The sequence below is a fragment of the Planococcus sp. TJ-307 genome, from assembly GCF_058268435.1.
The window spans coordinates 62,062-78,387 of record NZ_JBZDOJ010000003.1 but is presented as its reverse complement, the minus strand read 5'-3'; the positions used below and the strand labels follow the sequence as shown (position 1 = coordinate 78,387).

The 16,326-nt window shown below is 46.0% G+C and carries 14 protein-coding genes and 1 tRNA gene; 6 read left to right on the top strand and 9 right to left on the bottom strand.

The genetic code is table 11. The features are described from left to right. Positions 1–119 precede the first annotated feature (119 nt). The gene (locus tag AC4EHK_RS12010) at positions 120–2,153 is read left to right on the top strand and encodes a Na+/H+ antiporter (protein WP_490979022.1); all 2,034 of its coding nucleotides are present in this window, start codon (positions 120–122) and stop codon (positions 2,151–2,153) included. Positions 2,154–2,210: 57 nt separating this feature from the next. Beyond that, positions 2,211–2,690, top strand: a complete 480-nt coding sequence (locus AC4EHK_RS12005) for a DinB family protein (protein ID WP_490979021.1) — start codon at positions 2,211–2,213, stop codon at positions 2,688–2,690. Positions 2,691–2,738: 48 nt separating this feature from the next. Here the strand turns inward: AC4EHK_RS12005 and AC4EHK_RS12000 are convergent, their stop codons facing one another. The 7 genes from AC4EHK_RS12000 to AC4EHK_RS11970 form a co-directional block, all read right to left on the bottom strand. Next, positions 2,739–3,311: a polysaccharide deacetylase family protein gene (locus AC4EHK_RS12000; protein ID WP_490979020.1), complete on the bottom strand. Its 573-nt coding sequence runs from the start codon at positions 3,309–3,311 to the stop codon at positions 2,739–2,741. Between the two features lie 94 nt (positions 3,312–3,405). Further along, complete coding sequence (gene phnC, locus AC4EHK_RS11995; protein ID WP_490979019.1) at positions 3,406–4,176, bottom strand: phosphonate ABC transporter ATP-binding protein; 771 nt, start codon at positions 4,174–4,176, stop codon at positions 3,406–3,408. Between the two features lie 12 nt (positions 4,177–4,188). Beyond that, positions 4,189–4,944: a phosphonate ABC transporter, permease protein PhnE gene (gene phnE, locus AC4EHK_RS11990; protein WP_490979018.1), complete on the bottom strand. Its 756-nt coding sequence runs from the start codon at positions 4,942–4,944 to the stop codon at positions 4,189–4,191. Between the two features lie 11 nt (positions 4,945–4,955). Next, positions 4,956–5,858 (bottom strand): phosphate/phosphite/phosphonate ABC transporter substrate-binding protein, encoded by a 903-nt coding sequence (gene phnD / locus AC4EHK_RS11985; protein WP_490979017.1) that lies wholly within the window; start codon positions 5,856–5,858, stop codon positions 4,956–4,958. A gap of 121 nt (positions 5,859–5,979) precedes the next feature. Continuing rightward, positions 5,980–7,029 (bottom strand): selenide, water dikinase SelD, encoded by a 1,050-nt coding sequence (gene selD / locus AC4EHK_RS11980; protein WP_490979016.1) that lies wholly within the window; start codon positions 7,027–7,029, stop codon positions 5,980–5,982. A gap of 52 nt (positions 7,030–7,081) precedes the next feature. Beyond that, positions 7,082–8,077 (bottom strand): glycosyltransferase, encoded by a 996-nt coding sequence (locus AC4EHK_RS11975; RefSeq protein ID WP_490979015.1) that lies wholly within the window; start codon positions 8,075–8,077, stop codon positions 7,082–7,084. Between the two features lie 572 nt (positions 8,078–8,649). After that, positions 8,650–8,746, bottom strand: a tRNA-Sec gene (locus AC4EHK_RS11970). A gap of 161 nt (positions 8,747–8,907) precedes the next feature. Between AC4EHK_RS11970 and selB the strand changes: the two genes are divergently transcribed. The 3 genes from selB to AC4EHK_RS11955 all read left to right on the top strand — a co-directional run bounded on the left by selB (position 8,908) and on the right by AC4EHK_RS11955 (position 13,494). Beyond that, the gene (gene selB, locus AC4EHK_RS11965; RefSeq protein ID WP_490979356.1) at positions 8,908–10,812 is read left to right on the top strand and encodes a selenocysteine-specific translation elongation factor; all 1,905 of its coding nucleotides are present in this window, start codon (positions 8,908–8,910) and stop codon (positions 10,810–10,812) included. Then, positions 10,809–12,212 (top strand): L-seryl-tRNA(Sec) selenium transferase, encoded by a 1,404-nt coding sequence (gene selA / locus AC4EHK_RS11960; protein WP_490979014.1) that lies wholly within the window; start codon positions 10,809–10,811, stop codon positions 12,210–12,212. Before selB ends, selA begins: the two co-directional genes overlap by 4 nt. Positions 12,213–12,351: 139 nt before the next feature. After that, positions 12,352–13,494, top strand: a complete 1,143-nt coding sequence (locus AC4EHK_RS11955) for a glycerate kinase (protein WP_490979013.1) — start codon at positions 12,352–12,354, stop codon at positions 13,492–13,494. Between the two features lie 58 nt (positions 13,495–13,552). Here the strand turns inward: AC4EHK_RS11955 and AC4EHK_RS11950 are convergent, their stop codons facing one another. Continuing rightward, positions 13,553–14,056, bottom strand: a complete 504-nt coding sequence (locus AC4EHK_RS11950; protein ID WP_490979012.1) for a hypothetical protein — start codon at positions 14,054–14,056, stop codon at positions 13,553–13,555. Between the two features lie 201 nt (positions 14,057–14,257). Between AC4EHK_RS11950 and AC4EHK_RS11945 the strand changes: the two genes are divergently transcribed. Further along, entirely contained in the window at positions 14,258–15,544 is a 1,287-nt protein-coding gene (locus tag AC4EHK_RS11945) for an MFS transporter (RefSeq protein ID WP_490979011.1), read from the top strand. 62 nt (positions 15,545–15,606) lie between these two features. On the opposite strand, the gene AC4EHK_RS11940 is transcribed toward AC4EHK_RS11945, so the two are convergent. Next, positions 15,607–16,323, bottom strand: coding sequence for a 3-ketoacyl-ACP reductase (locus AC4EHK_RS11940; protein WP_490979010.1), 717 nt, complete (start codon positions 16,321–16,323; stop codon positions 15,607–15,609). Between the last annotated feature and the right edge of the window lie 3 nt (positions 16,324–16,326).

Genomic DNA, 16,326 nt, shown 5'->3' with positions numbered 1-16,326 from the left:
CCGAATTTATAATGTTTAATGAAATAAGTAATAAAAAGTGTCTCCTGAAGTTGAATGCGGGTATACATAACTGACTCGCATCTAGAGGACTCATGCTTCACGCAGAATGGAGAACAACTATGGACTTGTTGCTGACTATTTTTCTTTTATTACTTTGTTTGCTGATTTCGAATGTTGTAAGCCATTATATCCCTTTTATTCCAACAGCCTTGATCCAAGTCGCTCTCGGGATAATTTTGGTTTTGGTTTACCAAGACATTTCTTTTGATATTGAAACTGAATGGTTTTTGTTGCTGTTTATCGCTCCGTTGCTTTTTAACGACGGAAGCCATTTTCCACGGGAAGAATTGTGGCGAATGAAAGGCCCCATTTTGGGCAATGCCATTGTCTTAGTGCTTTTAACGACGGTTGTGGGTGGATATTTTATTCATTGGCTAATAGATGAAATTCCGCTGGCAGCTGCATTTGCTTTAGCCGCCATCCTGTCGCCTACAGATCCAGTTGCAGTTAACGGCATTGCACAGCGTATCCGGATTCCACAGAAAGTGTTAAGCCTGGTAAGAGGCGAGTCGTTAATTAATGATGCATCAGGCCTGGTGGCATTTAATTATGCAGTGGCTGCTGTGGTGACTGGTTATTTCTCGCTGTCAGAAGCCGTATTCGATTTTTCCTATAAGTTTGTGGCTGGCGGATTGTTGGGGCTGACGCTGGGATTAATGATCATTGGCATTCGCCTGGTGCTGAGAAAGCAGGGAATCAACGATGTAACTTTTCATACCTTATTGCAGATTATGACGCCATTTTTGATTTTCATCGTGACAGAAGACATTCTTCACGCGTCTGGCGTTATTGCCGTAGTAGTGGCAGGGATTGTGCATTCGTTAGTGCGTGAACAGACAGAAACTTTTATCGCAGAAGAGCAAGTCGTCACCGAAAACATCTGGACAATCATTCTTTTCATCTTGAATGGAATCGTGTTCCTGTTGCTTGGTTTGAATATTCCTACCTCGATGAGCGGTGTGCTGGAAAATCCGAATAGCAGCCTGTGGCTGATTATTTCTTATGTTGTGGCAATAGGTTTGATGATTCTTGGCATCCGTTTTGTTTGGGCGTATTTGTTCTCCATATACGAATACCGCTTCGGCAAAATGGAGGAGTCCGCTAAGCCAAGTTTGAAGCTAACGCTTTATGTGAGCTTAACAGGGGTACGTGGAACAGTAACAATGGTCGGGGTCTTGTCGCTGCCATTTCTTCTGGAGAACGGAGAGGATTTTCCGAACCGTTCACTTATTCTATTTTTAGCGGCAGGAACCATTCTCTTCACCTTGATTGTCGCGACAATTTTCCTTCCCATGCTTAGCAGAGGGCAGCTGGCAGACGGCGAAGACGAAGTGAAGATGGATTTAGAAGAGGCACGAAGACGAATTTTGCTGTCCTCAATCAAAAGAATCAAATCTGAAATTACCGAAGAAAACGAAGCAGCAGCTTATGAATTAATGGAAGAATACAAATTGCGCTTCCAGCAAATTCAACCTGAGGAAGATGCAGCAGCACAGGCAAATAAAAAATATCAGCGGAAAATGCGTGAAGTTCGTTTGAAAGCGCTCCGGTTTGAACGGAAATACATTCAGAAACTTCGCCGAAACAAAGAAATGAACCGTGAAGTTTATGAAGCCTTTGAAAAATCTTTGGACCGGAGGGAAGAAGTCATTGCTCACAATGCACGTTCGACCATGCTTTATTTACAAGGAAAGCTGATTCGGGCTTGGAGGCGTTTTAGGGGAGAAAACCTCAAAGAAGAAGAAACACGCCTTGTCGAGTTTCAAGAAGGACGTCAAATTCAACTGCAAGCTTTGCAGGCCGCTTTAGAAGGGCTGGAAGGGTATGCAGAGAAATACGAACCCAAAGAAATCATAGAAGCAGTTATTTCGGATTACAAACAGATGGTCAGCCGTCTGAAAAAACCGGAATTCCTTTACGATGAGAAATACGAACTGCAAAAAGAAGAGCTGCGTGTCATTGTTATGGACATGGGACGATCTGAAATTTATAAAATGTATGTGGCTGGAGATATTGTAAGAGAGCAGGCAAGGGAGTTGAGGCGCTATATTCATTATATTGAAAGCGTCACCTTGCATGAGACCATGGAGTAAAGGGTTTTAGCGATTTTTGTTGAATAAACAAAAAAACAAGTGGAGGAGGAATCTGTAATGATTCAACGTTTTTTACAGAACGGACTTCAAGGAAAGTATGCGCATTACCAGACAGACATGCTGTTTAATGGCTTGAGCTGGGAAATGGCTGGAGAAAGGCCAGAAGGCAGCCATCATTCGGTATGGGAGTTGTTGTATCATATGAATTATTGGCAAGAGTTCGTGTTGGCTGAATTGCGTGAAGAAAATCCGGTTAGCCCGAAAGATTTGTCAGAGTCTTGGCCAGGCTCTTCGTTTCCTTCAACTGAAGAAGAATACACGGAGATGGTCACGCAATTTTTAAAAGGTTTGGGTCGAGCCACGCAGCAAGCATCAAAAGACTCTTTGGAAGAAGGGCTTGGCGGACGAAAACGAACGGCGGCAGATCTCTTGATGGTGCTCATCAACCACAACAGTTATCACGCAGGGCAAGTTGTGTATGCGCGCCGGTTGATCGGTGCATGGCCGCCGCCAGACGGTGACGAAAGCGATGAATAAATTAAATAACACATAAAAAATCAGCACCGATTTACCGGTGCTGATTTTTTATGTGCGTCGATTAGGCAATAAAGAGAAGCTGTACCCTTGTTCCTTGATGGCGGTGATCAGCTGAGGCAAGATGGCCACAGTTTGCTCCAATTCATGGAGCAGAATGATGGCACCATCCTCAAGGTTTTCTGTCACATACCGAACAATTTGACTGGGATCCCTTTTCAGTTCCCAGTCCATTGAGGCAATGCGCCACATGACGGTTGTTAGCCCGAGCGCATCGGCGACTTGTAAGGTATCGCTGTTGAAACGTCCATAAGGTGGACGAAAAAAAACTAAGGGGTTGCCTATTATTTTTTCGATATGAGCCAGGCTGTTTTGTATATCCTGGTATTGTTCTTCATAGGAAAGCTGGACCAAATTGCGGTGCTTTCTTGAATGGGTGCCGATAACATGCCCCTCATCCAGCACTCGCTGCCATGGCCGCGCTGGGTACAGCAAGCGGGATTGCCAAAAGAACATGGCCTGAACATGTTGTTGTTTCAAAATGTCCAAAATCTCCGGAAGTACTTTGCTTGGGCCGTCGTCAAAACTGAGGACGACGGTTTTTTCACTTTGTGTTTGATTCACAGTAACAATTTGTGGGTGAGTAGAGTCGTACACGACCCTGGATTGTTCTACTGCTCACGGACTTTTAATCATGCAGATCCATCTCCTTTCGCTGTTAAATGCCAGCGTCAAAAAATGCAGTTTGCGGATCGGATGTATACGTTTCGCGGTATTCGGCATCCGTAAACTTTTCCGGTGGACCGTCAAAAATAAGTTTTCCATCTTTCAAGGCCAGAATACGGGTAGCGTAGCGTTTGGCCAACTCAATATCGTGTACATTGATAATGGTCAGCAAGTCCAAGCGTTCGTGCATTTCTGTCAGCAAGGTGAAAATATGGTTGGAAGTACCGGGATCGAGACTCGCAACAGGCTCATCTCCAAGCAACACTTTTGGCTGCTGTGCAAGTGCACGGGCAATGCCGACACGCTGCTTCTGTCCGCCGCTTAGCTGCTCCACTTTCCGGTAGGTCATTTCTGACAAACCGACATCATTAATGACACGTTTAGCCAAAGCCAATTCATCGGCAGTAAACCAGCCGATCAGGTTTTTAAAAGAAGAACGGTAACCAAACATGCCTGTCAGCACATTTTGCATGACGCTCAAACGGGGCACCAAGCTGAAATGCTGAAAAATCATGCCGGCTTCTCGACGCACTTTGCGCAGCTTTTCTTCGCTGTGTGCAGAAATGTCTTGGCCGTCAAAAAAAATGTGGCCACTGGTGGGTAGCTGCAATCCATTCAGACAGCGGATAAACGTCGATTTTCCTGCCCCACTTTTCCCTAGCACACAGATAAAATCGCCTTTTTCAAGAGACAGGCTGATATCAGTCAATGCTTTTACTTTTGTATCCGGATAATGTACAGATAAATTTTTCACTTGAATCATATAGCCACTCCTTTAAATGACGCGATTTCGAATGGTGCTGGCCAAAAAGTCGATGGCGATAACCATGATCATAATAATCAAGACATCCAGCGAAACGGCTGAGTATTGAAACGTTTTAAAATCGTTAAACAGGCGCTGGCCGATACCGCCGCCGCCAATAAAGCCCAAAATAAGCGACGTGCGGATAGCCACTTCAAAGCGGTAGAAAAATTGTGATAGGACGTTCGGCCAGATTTGCGGCAGAATGCTGAACAAGTTAGCCAGCCATTTCTTTGCACCGACTGCACGCATAGCTTCCTGAGGACCAGGATCAGCAGCTTCGATCAATTCGGATACCAATTTTCCGAAAACACCAACGTTATGGATCATGATGGCAATAACGGCTGGAAAAGGTCCAAGGCCCAATGTCGTCAATAGGATCAAGCCGATGACAATCTCAGGAATCGAGCGGACAAAACTGAGTGCTACCCGCATAAAATGGAAGAGCGATTTGGATGGTGCTGTATTGCGCGCTGCAATAAAGCTGATTGGCAAAGCAATCAACAAGCCAAATACACTGCCGAGAAAAGCCATTGCCAAGGTTTCGAACGTATCCTCTACCATGCCAGGAAGTTGGGAAAAGTCCATCGGCCACCATTGAGACAGGAAGTCGATCATGTTGCGGAAGTCCCTGAACTTGGACAAGTCGAATTCCGTAATGCGCATGCTGAAATAAATCAGCACCAAGATAACTGTGAGGGTAATGAGATTGCTTTTTTTAAACCACAAGCTGATCAACTCTATTCTTCAATGATTCCTTGCTTTATAGCGGCTTGTTTGATGCTCTCGTAATCTGCATTTTCTGCTTCAGTAAAGCCAGTTGCGCCAAATGCATCAAGGATTTCAGGATCTTCTATTGCTAAAAATGTTTCCTGCAGTTTTGCGACGGTTTCATCATCTGTACTTTCAAGCACAGCCCATGGATATTGGAACAAAGGCTCAGATTCCCAAACGACTTTTAACTGTTCGCCATCAATTTTGCCTGATTCCAACAACTGATTATAAATGGCGCTGTCAATCGCACCAGCATCCACTTGTTTGTTTTGAACAGCGAGTGCCGTTGCATCGTGCGATCCAGTAAAGCGGACCGTTTCAAACTGATTTTCCTGTTCAGACTCATAGACTCCACGATCCTGCAACTCAATAGAAGGAATTAGTGCACCGGAAGTAGAGTTTGGATCACCAAAAGCAAATTGAACTTCACCCGGATTTTCCAATAGTTCGTCTAAAGAAGTAACCGGATTGTCCGTATGGGTGATGACATAAGCATTGTAAAATGGCTCGCCATCAACCAGCTGAGTGATGATTGCTTGTGCATTGCTATTAGCTTCTGCGATTACATACGTCAACGGCCCAAGGTAAGCCATGTCAATCTGGTCGTAATTCATGGATTCGACAACACCGTTGTAATCAGGATACACTTCGATTTCAACTTCGCGATCCAATTCATCGCTTAGAAGGGTTTGCAGTTTATCCATTGCCGTTTGCATTTCGCCTTCTGTTTGGGCAGGAATAACGCCTATTGTGAAAGCTTCTTCATTTTCGGCGGCTGTTGAATTTTCATTTTCAGTTGAGTCGTCTCCACAAGCTGACAGGAACAATGCCAGCGAAAGTACAGAAACGGTTAAAGTCCATTTTTTCAATACGAGCACCTCTTTGTTTTTTTATGCGGCTGACAGTAATAAAACAAGGACCCCCACAGAGTCCTTGTCCAAAGCTTAGCTATTGCCAGATGTAAGCTTTTCATTTTTGGTCTTCTAAATCTTATACTACTTGAATCCGTCCGGCATTTTCATTTGTCACATTTCCGATAATCGCGGACTGGACATTGTTTTCGAGCAATTCACGCTGCAATGCATCAGCCTCCGCTTCCGGAACTGAAATGAGCAGTCCGCCGGAAGTGACTGCATCACACAGGATCAATTGATCGATATCACTGATGCTATCAGCATAATCAATATCGTCTGCAAGCCATTGGTGGTTTTTGCGTGTACCGCCTGGGATGACGTTTTGTTCTGCGAGCTCTTTTGCACGAGACAGGACAGGAACATCTTGGTTAATCACTGTGACACCAACATTACCGCCTTTGGCGATTTCCATCGTATGGCCAAGCAGTCCGAAACCGGTAACATCTGTGCAAGCATTAACCGTGTAGTTTTCCATCACTTCTGCTGCCGTTTTGTTCAATGTAGCCATAACGTTCATGACTTCATCTAAATCCTCTTTTCCAAGAATTCCTTGCTTGATAGCCGTTGTTAAAATGCCAACACCAATTGGCTTGGTCAAAAGGAGGCGATCTCCCGGTTTTGCGCCTGCATTGGATCGAATGCGGTCAGGATGGATTGTGCCTGTAACTGAAAGTCCGAATTTAGGTTCCTGGTCGTCAATCGAATGACCTCCGACTAATGCGGCACCAGATTCTTTGACCTTATCAGAAGCACCGGCCAAAATATCGGCCAATATGCTTTTATCCAATGTATTGATCGGAAAAGCAACAATATTCATGACAGTCAATGGCTTGCCGCCCATGGCATAAACATCGCTTAGAGCATTGGCTGCACCGATCTGTCCGAACATATAAGCATCATCGACAATCGGAGTAAAGAAATCCAATGTCTGAACCAATGCGGTTTCGTCGTTAATTTTATAAACGCCTGCATCGTCAGCTGTTTCCAGCCCGACAAGCAAGTTTGGATCATCTACATTTTTCGGTAAGTGACGCAGAACCTGCGCCAGGTCCTCAGGACCAATTTTGCAGCCTCAACCGCCTTTTGTAGATAAAGAAGTTAATCGTACGTTTTCTTTTTCGACCATGCTAATCTCTCCTTTTTTGTGTTCCACTCTAATTATGCGTTTAAAAGCCGGCTTATTTTAAAATCTGTTGATAAACCTTCAACAAAGTGTCAGCTTCGCGCTCGCTGGAATGATGCTGTGTTACATAAGCTTCAGCGGACTGGCCGATGCTTTGCCTTATTTTGTTATTATTCACGAGCTTTTCGGCATAATCAAGGAATTCGTTTCGGGTCTTGTATAGTAACCCGGTTTCCCCGTCGGATATGATGCTGCTGTTGCCGGGGATATCCGAAGCGAGAACCGGCACTGCATAGCCCATTGCCTCTAAAATTGTCGCTGGCTGGCCTTCAGACAAGGACGTGTTTAAGACGACGTCGGTCTGGCGATAAACAGAACCCATGTCTGCATGCGGCACTTGCCCCAAGTAGCGAATCCAATCTTTGTGGCGATTGACAAGTTCCATCACTATGGCGCCTTCTTGTTCCTCAAGCACAGGACCCACAAGCCACAGCCGAATTTCAGGATGCTGCAGTCGAAGTTCCTGAAGCATCCCGATTGCCGCTGGAATATTCTTTACTTTCCGGATGCCTGCCGGCAAGAAGAACAAAAAACTGTCTGCTTCTTTTGTGAAACGTGGTACTCCAGGCGATAAAGGCTGGTTGCCCTGTGCCATAACAAAAATCTTGTCAGCCAAGTCTGGGATTTCTTTTATCAACAGGGCTTTGGCTTTTTCATCGAATACGTGAACAGCATCCGCTCCATGCAAAGAAGCCAAAACGTCCATGCGTTTCTTTGGATTAAAAAGATCCTGATTCAAATCGGTTCCCGTAATGGTGACAATGTAATGCGCAGGTTTTTTGTCCAGTTTTTGCAGGAACTTGTAAAAGTTATAAGCATGAAATCCATGAACAATATCAGCAGTTGGGAATGAACGGATAGCATTATCGTCAGTTGCTGATACGATCTTTGTCTCTATCCCTAAACCTTGGAGATTGTCGGCAATGCGTTGAACCGTTATGGTATTTCCGCGAAGCTGCGGGTAATTTGGTGAAGCTAAAACAATTTTCATCTTCTTCATCCTTTAATACAACATTTTGAACGTTTAAGCACTCCCGCTACACTGAATTATCCTAAAGCTAAGTAAGTTTGTCACTTAACTTGCCTTTATTTGGATTGAAAAAAAGATTGCCGTCGAGGGCAATCTTTTTGTTTGGCTGCAGCACCTAGCTTCTCGGGGTCTTAAGTCAAACCGGCAGTGTGGCAAAAAACGCCACACAACCGATTCGTCTTAGCCTGTCAGAGCTACACAGGCGCTTCCGCTTTTCTTATTGTCCAGCTTCGGCACCCAGATTCTAGGGTCATAAGCCACCCTGGCTGTACGGCTGAAAATACGCCGCTTCGCCAGTGCGTCTTATGCCCGTCGAGGGCCCGCAGGATGCGGGTCAGCTAACCGTTGCGACAGGAAGTCGCGTATTTAGGTTAGCATCCTCTTTGGGTGCCTCAGCATTTCTATTGTCCAGCTTCAGCGCCTAGCTCCTCGAGGTCTTAAGTCAAACCGGCAGTGTGGCAGAGAACGCCACACAACCGATTCGTCTTAAGCCTGTCGGAGCTAAATAGGCGCTTCCGCTTTTCTGTATGTATTGGCGGGATTGTGTGGGAATCGAACCCACCGAGCCTGGCACGCAGGCCCCTCAGGGTTTTGAAGACCCAGGAGGACACCAGTCACCCATCCAACCCCATGATGTTGCTGGCCGACCTGTACAAGTTTATACCGAAAAAAAGATCTGTGCAAGAATGGGGATTGCCTAAAGGGGATGAAGAGCAGAGCTCATGCTTGAAAGAGCATTCCTTGAAGACTAAAGTAAGAAGATAAGCAATTAGAGAAGGCGTGTGAAGAAAATGGAAGAACGGTATTTTACCATCGGCATGGCCGGGCATATTGATCATGGCAAAACCAGTTTGACAAAAGCATTGACCAATGTGGAGACAGACCGATTAAAAGAAGAAAAGGAGCGGGGCATATCCATTGAATTGGGCTATGCACCTTTGAGCTTGGAACCCGGAGTTTTTGTTTCGGTTGTGGATGTGCCGGGGCATGAGCGGTTTATTCGCCAGATGATTGCAGGCGTTGCGGGAATCGATTTGGTCGTTCTAGTCGTTGCAGCGGACGAAGGCATCATGCCGCAGACGGAGGAACATTTGGAAATTTTGCAGTTTTTAGGTGTGAAGCGGTGCATTGTTGCTGTTTCAAAAATAGACCGGGTTGATGAAGTCATGCTGGAATTGGTGATGGATGATATCAAAGAGCGATTGGCCGATAGTATTTTTCACGAGGCTCCTTATGTCGCATTAGACAGTCTTTCAGGAGCAGGAGTTGACGAACTGAAGAAGCTTATCGGAATGGAATTGCAGGCCATAGACTTTCGGGATGCCTATGGTTCGTTCCGCTTGCCGATTGATCAGGTCTTTACCGTTCAGGGACAAGGTACAGTTGTTAGAGGAACCATCTATGAGGGCCAGGTTCGAAAATCGGCGCAATTGACGATTTTGCCGGAAGGCATTCCGGTGAAAGCAAAACAAATTCAAGTGCATCACGAAGAACATGAGCAGGCTCGCGCCGGACAGCGGACAGCCATCAATCTTGGCGGCATCGAACGAACCGCTGTAAAACGGGGGGATGTACTGGTAGATTCAGACCATTTTTTGGTGACCGATACCATTGATGTGGTGCTGCAAGTAATTGGGCGCAAGTTCGCTCCGCTCAAGCAGCGGACAGCGGTCATGCTCCATGTCGGTACTTCTGAAGTAATGGGGAAGATGGTCTTTTTCGACAGGAAAGAACTGGAGCAAACCGGTGATGAAGTCCTTTGCCAAATTCGTCTGGATCAAAAGATTGTTGTACGCCGGGGAGACCGTTTTATTTTGCGGCGTCCGAGTCCGGTGGAGACCATTGGCGGCGGTTGGGTCATTCAACCAAATGGGGGCAAGTACAAGTTTGGCAATGAAACCATTGAGTTGCTTCGCCATCATCAGTTGGGGTCACCTCAGGATTTGGTCATAGATGCACTCGGCAAATACGCCTTGCTTGACCAGCAAGGATTGATGCAGCAAACTTCGCTGGATGAACTTACATTGAAAGAAACATTGGCCAAAGGTTTGGCATCCAAGGTTTGGCTGGAAATTCCGCGGTACGGCTACAGCTTGTCCAAAACCTTCATCAAAATAAAAGACGTATTGCTGGCAAGGCTGCAGCAGTTCCACAACGAATTTCCAATGAGGACGGGTATGGGCAAGGCAGAGCTGATTCAATCAGTAAGTGCCAACTATCCCAAAGCTCTCTTGGAATACAGCTTAACCTTATTAATGGAGCAGAACGAAATTCAGCGGTCTGGTCAGTTCGTCTCACTGTCTGTTTTTAGCGCTCACATGCCGAACGAGTGGCGTGCAAGAATGGAACAGATTGTTGCTAAGCTGGAAAAGGAGGGCTTTCAAGCAGCGAAGTGGGAGGATTACTTTATAGGCAGTCCGTTGCCAAAACAGGAAATCGCTGAACTCACTGCCTATTTGATTGAAAGCGGGCAGGTGTATCGGTTAAGGGAAGATACAATGATTCACCGCACAGCTTTTGATCAAGCTTTAACCCGGTTGCAGCAGCAGACAGGATCATCTTTTGATTTAAAGCAGGCGAAGGAAATCCTCAATTTGTCGCGGAAATACATGATTCCGTTCCTGGATTTGTTGGATGAATTGAACTACACAAAACGGACAGAAGACCAGCGCTTTTGGATGGAGGACAAAACATGAAACAGTATTTGCGGCAATTGCCGGCAGTTCATGAGCTGCAGAAAGACCCGCGTTTTGAAAGCTTGAAAGCAGCGTCCAACTTGAATGGTGAACAGCTGACCGAATTTTTGCAGCGTGAACTTGGAGATCTGCGCCAGCGTTTACTGGCAGAGGAGTTGCTGATTGAAGAGGCTGCACCTGATTTTGCAGGATTGCTGTTCCAATCGGCTGAAGCACAAATCAAGCGGTGGCAGGAAGATCGATTGGCGCGGGTAATTAACGGAACTGGAACGGTGCTGCATACGAATTTAGGACGTTCCCGTTTGAGTGATGCGGCTATCGCGCATGCTGTAAGAACGGCAGCGAATTACTCCAATTTGGAATATCGGCTGCTGGAAGGAAAACGCGGATCACGCCACGACATTATTGAAGCATTGCTGGTAGAGGCAACAGGAGCAGAAGCGGCGATGGTGGTAAACAATAATGCGGCAGCGGTGTTTCTTGTTTTAAGTGCACTGGCCAAACGGCGGGAAGTGATCGTTTCCCGCGGCCAATTGGTTGAGATCGGCGGTTCTTTTCGTGTTTCTTCTATTATGGAAGAAAGCGGGGCACATCTCGTCGAAGTGGGAACCACCAACAAAACGCATCTCTTTGATTACGAACAGGCTGTGAATGAAGAAACGACAATGATCATGAAAGTGCATACCAGCAATTTCAAAATAATCGGCTTTACAGAAACGGTTGAAACCGAAGATTTGGCAAGGCTGACGGAAAAATATAGCGAAGTCATCTTTTATGAAGATTTAGGAAGCGGTGCGCTTTATGATTTTAAAAAGCATGGCATCGGTGATGAGCCGCTCGTCCGCGAAGTGGTCAAAAGCGGCGTTGATCTCGTTTCCTTCAGCGGCGATAAACTATTGGGCGGACCACAAGCCGGTTTGATTGCTGGGAAAAAAGATCTGATTGACCGTTTGAAGAAGCATCAGTTGGCACGTGTTTTGAGGGTCGATAAAATGACATTGGCTGCGCTTGAAGAAACTTTGAAAACTTATTTATCCGGCCCCGAAAAAATTGCGGAGCTCCCTACTGTACGCGATATAATCAGACCGGCAGCAGCTATTAAAACCCAGGCAGAGTCGTTTATCGGTCTTTTGCAGGCGAATTCCGCAAAGTACCAGAGCGAAATTCAGGCAAGCACCTCTCAAATTGGCGGCGGGACCATGCCTGGAGTGGAAATTCCGACTTTTATTGCTGCGATTTCACATGAACGTTTAAGTGCAGACCAGTTGTCAAAACGGCTCAGGCAGATGAAGCCGGCAATTGTCTCCCGCATCCAGGAAGAGCGGGTATGCATTGATTTTCGGACCGTTGATTCTTGTGAGATGGATGACTTGTTAGCTGGATTTTTGGCGATTGAATAACGAGATAATACTTGCAAAAAATAAACAGCTTCCGCTTTTAATGCGGAAGCTGTTTATTAGTGTAAAGTGTATTTTTATGGAAAAAGGGAATAGTCCCTATAATCTAGCAAGAACAGTGTTCGAATGGGAGGGGAAACGAGTGAAGATCCTGATAGCGCCTGACTCATTTAAAGGAAGCATCACGGCAGTAAAAGCAGCCGAAGCAATGGCTGAAGGAGTTCAAGGTGCATCTCCCCAAATTACAGCGATTAAGATGCCCATTGCCGACGGTGGGGAAGGGACGATGGCTGCACTGGTTTCAGCAACGGGCGGAAAAATGATAGAAGCGATTGTTGAAGATCCTCTGGGCAGGAAAATTACAGCCCACTACGGTGTGCTTGGCGACCAGGAAACGTGCATTGTCGAATTGGCAGAAGCTTCGGGACTGACTCTTTTGACAGAGTCAGAACGCAATCCTTTGCTGGCTTCCACTTTTGGAACTGGTGAATTGATCATGGCCGCACTGGATGCAGGCTACCGAAAGTTTATTATTGGTCTTGGCGGAAGTGCCACAAACGATGCCGGCATTGGAATGCTTCAGGCATTGGGTATGAAATTTCTGGATAGTAACGGAGTAGAATTAGGACCGGGTACGGCAGCATTGAGTGGATTATCGAAGGTTGACCCCTTTGGGTTTGATAAACGCATTATGGAAAGCCGATTTCTAATTGCCTGTGATGTTGAAAATCCATTGATTGGACCTGAAGGCGCCTCCGCCGTTTTTGGAAAGCAAAAAGGGGCGACTCCTGAAATGGTGGAAACGCTCGATGCCATGCTAACGAATTTTGCTGATATTGTTGAGCGCTTTACTGGAACAGCTTTGCACCATAAAAAAGGGGCAGGCGCTGCCGGTGGAGCAGGTGGAGCGTTCCAGGCATTCTTTTTAAGCGAAATGAAGCGCGGAATTGATCTTGTACTGGAAACCATGAAGTTTGAAGAACAGCTTTTTTATGCTGATTTGGTGCTGACGGGTGAAGGCAAAACCGACATCCAGACCTTGTCAGGAAAGGCCCCATTCGGCATTGCAGAAGTCGCTTATCGGCACAGCAAACCGGTCATCTTAATTTCGGGAACCGTCGAGAGTTCAGATAAACAGGAGCTGGAGCCATATTTTACTGAGATTCATGGGCTAACAGACGATGGGATATCAAAAGAAGATTCGATAGCGCAAGCCTATGATTATGTGAAGGCAAAAACCGAAAAGGTAGTTCGGGCTTATTTGAAAAATCATAGCTTGGGTTGAGATAAAGGCCAAAAGGAGGATTCGGAAAAACCGATCCTCCTTTTTCAAATGGGCAAAATCAGTTGTTCAATAAAGAATGTTCCTGGTAGTCAAAAGCGATATCTGGAAGGATGGAAGGATCAACATTGGCCCAAATCAATTGGTCGCGTGTTTCTTTATCTAATCTGAAGGACATTACAGAAATATTTTCGGCAGAAAAAATCCAGGATAGGGAGATATTGTTCAACTGATTGATTTCGGATAAAGGCTCTAAGATGATTAAGGCATCTTGCCATAATTTTATTTTTGATGAATTTGTCTGAATTTCTTCATCAATATTCAAGACAATCGCCACATTCCAACCCTGGAGTCCGCGAGAAACTGAAATATCGGCAATGTGTTCATTATGGGTATTGTTTTCCCCGCCAAGCTGTTCAATGACAACGGTTTGAATTTGGGTTTCAAGCCTTTTTGCTTCCGGCAATTCGGTTTTTAGCAGCCATCCGCCAGCAATTAAAAAAATAACTGTCGCTACCAGCCAGAGTGCAAATAGCGGTTTTCTTTTTTTCTGCATTCCAGCCATTTTTATTGTCACTCCATTTCACGCATCGTTGCTTACAGTATAAAGGAAATTTGGTTGTTTAGAAAAACTGTTTAGATAACTATTATTTATTATGAAATCCCTTTTTCCAAAAGTGCATGGCCTGCATGCTGAAACGCGTTATACTGAAAAAAGGTTCTTAATGTATTAAGTGTGAAGCTGGCTGGGAAAGAAGGAGAACGCATGGAACAAAACAAAAAGCAGCAAATGCTGCAGCGCTTTATTGACTCACCGGAAAAGGTCAAGGCTTTGTACCGGCGCACGTTGTGGATTGTCGTGCTGTCGCAGATATTTGGCGGAGCCGGATTGGCAGCAGGAGTGACCGTAGGGGCTCTTCTTGCACAAGATATGCTTGGCACGGATCGCTTTGCAGGTGCACCTGTTGCCTTGTTCACGCTTGGATCAGCAGCAGCGGCACTGATTATTGGCCGTTTGTCGCAGCGCTTCAGCCGGCGAACCGGATTGGCTTCAGGATTTCTGGCAGGTGGACTTGGTGCAAGCGGCGTTGTCATAGCGGCTTTATCAAATAATACAGTTTTGTTGTTTGGCTCCTTGTTGGTTTACGGGGCAGGAACGGCAACAAATTTGCAGGCCCGCTATGCAGGAACGGATTTGGCCAACGCCAATCAGCGCGGAACCGCCATCAGCATTGCTTTGGTATCGACAACATTTGGAGCCTTTGCAGGTCCCAATCTGGTCGGAGTGATGGGGAGGTTTGCTGAATCTGTAGGCATTCCTGCTTTAGCTGGACCATTTTTGTTAGCGGCGGCTGCGTATCTGTTGGCAGGTGTTGTGCTGCTGATTTTCCTTCGTCCAGATCCGTTGCTGGTTTCCAAAGCAATAACGAAGCATCAACAAGAGTTTGAAGAAAGCTCATCAAATAAAGCTTCTATAGATGGACAGAGCAATAAAAAAGGCGTTGTGCTGGGCGCCACGGTCATGGTGCTGACACAATTGATTATGTTTGCCATTATGACGATGACGCCGATTCACATGGGGCATTATGGGCATGACTTGGAAGCTGTCGGGTTGGTTATTGGGATTCATATAGCCGCCATGTACTTACCGTCCATTGTCACGGGGGTCCTGGTCGATAAATTAGGGCGAATCGTGATGACGGCAGCTGCTGGTGTAACATTTATGGCTGCAGGTGTTGTTGCTGCTTTGGCGCCAAACGATTCCCTACCCGTCCTGATTGTGGCATTGGCTTTACTGGGGCTTGGCTGGAACTTTGGGTTAATTAGCGGAACCACGCTCATTGTGGATTCGACGCCTCCTTCCACACGCGCAAAAACACAGGGGACCGTTGATGTGCTCGTTGCGTTGGCTGGTGCAACAGGGGGCGGAATTTCAGGGATGATCATGGCGCAGACAAGCTATGCTGCGATGTCTTTAGTTGGTGGGTTTCTGGCGCTGGCTTTGATTCCGGTTGTATTTTGGTATACAAGAAAGGAAAAAACAGGTGGATAAACAACTTGCACAAAAAAAGCGCCGTTCACATTTGTGGACGGCGCTTTTGTAAAAATAAACCTTTATGGATTTGTTGACCAAAGTCCTGCTGATTTCAATAAAACACGCGGATGCAACTTGAGTTGGGCAACCATCATTTCAGCAAGGTCTTCCGGCTGCATAACTTTGTCGGGGTTGCCGTCAGTCAAGTTTGCTTCCACAGCCAGGTCAGTGGCAACCGTGCTTGGTGTTAAGGCACTGACGCGGATATTGTGTTTTCTGACTTCCAGCATCAACGATTCCGTCAATCCCATAACGCCAAATTTCGATGCACTGTAAGCACTTGTTACAGGTGCTCCTTTTTGGCCGGCAGTAGAGGAAATGTTGATGATGTCTCCTGATTGGCGTTCGATCATTTGCGGCAAGACAGCACGCGTCACGTAATACACACCCATTAGATTGGTATCAATAATTCCTTTGAACTCTTCAGGCGACAGTTCAAGAAACTTGCCGAACTTGCCGATTCCCGCATTGTTGATCAAAATATCAATCGATCCCAATTCAGCCAATACATGTTCAACTGCTGCATCGACCGCTTCCGGATCTGCAACATCAGCTACTGCGTATACTGTTTTTACTCCGTATTGTGCCAACTCTTTTGCGACGTTCTCAAGGTTTTCAGCTGTACGGCCAACAAGCCCCACATTTATTCCTTCTGCTGCAAAGGCGATCGCGGTAGCCCGGCCAATTCCTTTGCCAGCCCCTGTAATCAACGCATTTTTCCCTGTTACTTTCTGCATATG